Source organism: Flavobacterium degerlachei (assembly GCF_900106645.1).
Lineage (GTDB): Bacteria > Bacteroidota > Bacteroidia > Flavobacteriales > Flavobacteriaceae > Flavobacterium > Flavobacterium degerlachei.
Window position 1 is genome coordinate 1 of sequence record NZ_FNMV01000035.1, and the last position, 1,262, is coordinate 1,262.

A 1,262-nucleotide genomic window follows, 5' to 3' on the forward strand; every position below is an offset into this window, starting at 1 on the left:
CCAACTATTCCGTTGATTGGTCCTGCAACATCATTTACTGCTTTGATTGGTGCTGCAACTACTGTTACCGTTACTGTCGCTGTTGAACAGTTGTCGGCATTTAATACTTCGCAGATCGTATAGTCTACTGTGTATTCTCCTGCTTTTGTGTTCTCTGCTACCGTTACGGTTCCGTCTGTGTTTACTGTTAATGGTCCGTTTGGAGTAGAAGTGATTTTTACATCTGATGGAGTTACTTTAACACCATTCAATAAATCATTATCCAATACATTGATTCCTGCATCTCCGCCAACTATTCCGTTGATTGGTCCTGCAACATCATTTACTGCTTTGATTGGTGCTGCAACTACTGTTACCGTTACTGTCGCTGTTGAACAGTTGTCGGCATTTAATACTTCGCAGATCGTATAGTCTACTGTGTATTCTCCTGCTTTTGTGTTCTCTGCTACCGTTACGGTTCCGTCTGTGTTTACTGTTAATGGTCCGTTTGGAGTAGAAGTGATTTTTACATCTGATGGAGTTACTTTAACACCATTCAATAAATCATTATCCAATACATTGATTCCTGCATCTCCGCCAACTATTCCGTTGATTGGTCCTGCAACATCATTTACTGCTTTGATTGGTGCTGCAACTACTGTTACCGTTACTGTCGCTGTTGAACAGTTGTCGGCATTTAATACTTCGCAGATTTGGTATACTAAACTATAGTTTCCTGCTGGAGTTCCCGCTTTTACAACTACATTAGTTCCTAATAAAGTAATTCCTCCATTGGTAGATGACACAAAAGTGGTTGTAACATCGCTAGCTACTACTGCAACTCCATTTAAGGTGTCATTTGATAATACATTTGTGAATGCTGTTCCCCCTACAAGTCCATTTACACTTGATCCTGCATCATCAACTGCGCAAATATAATTTCCAACTTTTACATCTCTTGCAGAAGATACACAAGTGTTATCTGAAATACGTCTTGTTGTAAAGGTATGTGATCCCGCTGTTAATCCTGAAAAAGTTACCGAACTTTGGTAAGTTCCACCATCAACATTATATTGAAAGTCCGCTCCTATTGGCGCAGATATTGTAACGGTTCCTGTTGCTACTGCACAAGTAGGCTGCGTTGTTGCGCTAGCTGTTGGCGCCGCAGGAGCTGTGGGTTGTGCGTTGATTGTTATTGAAGTTGCCGAGGATACACAAGTGTTATCTGAAATACGTCTTGTTGTAAAGGCATGTGGCCCCGCTGTTAATCCTGAAAAAGTTAC

At 41.0% G+C, this 1,262-nt stretch carries 1 pseudogene; it reads right to left on the minus strand.

Annotation, left to right across the window (positions count from 1 at the left end):
- Window positions 1-1,262 (minus strand): annotated as a pseudogene (locus BLV91_RS17080) (hypothetical protein); the annotation flags it as partial.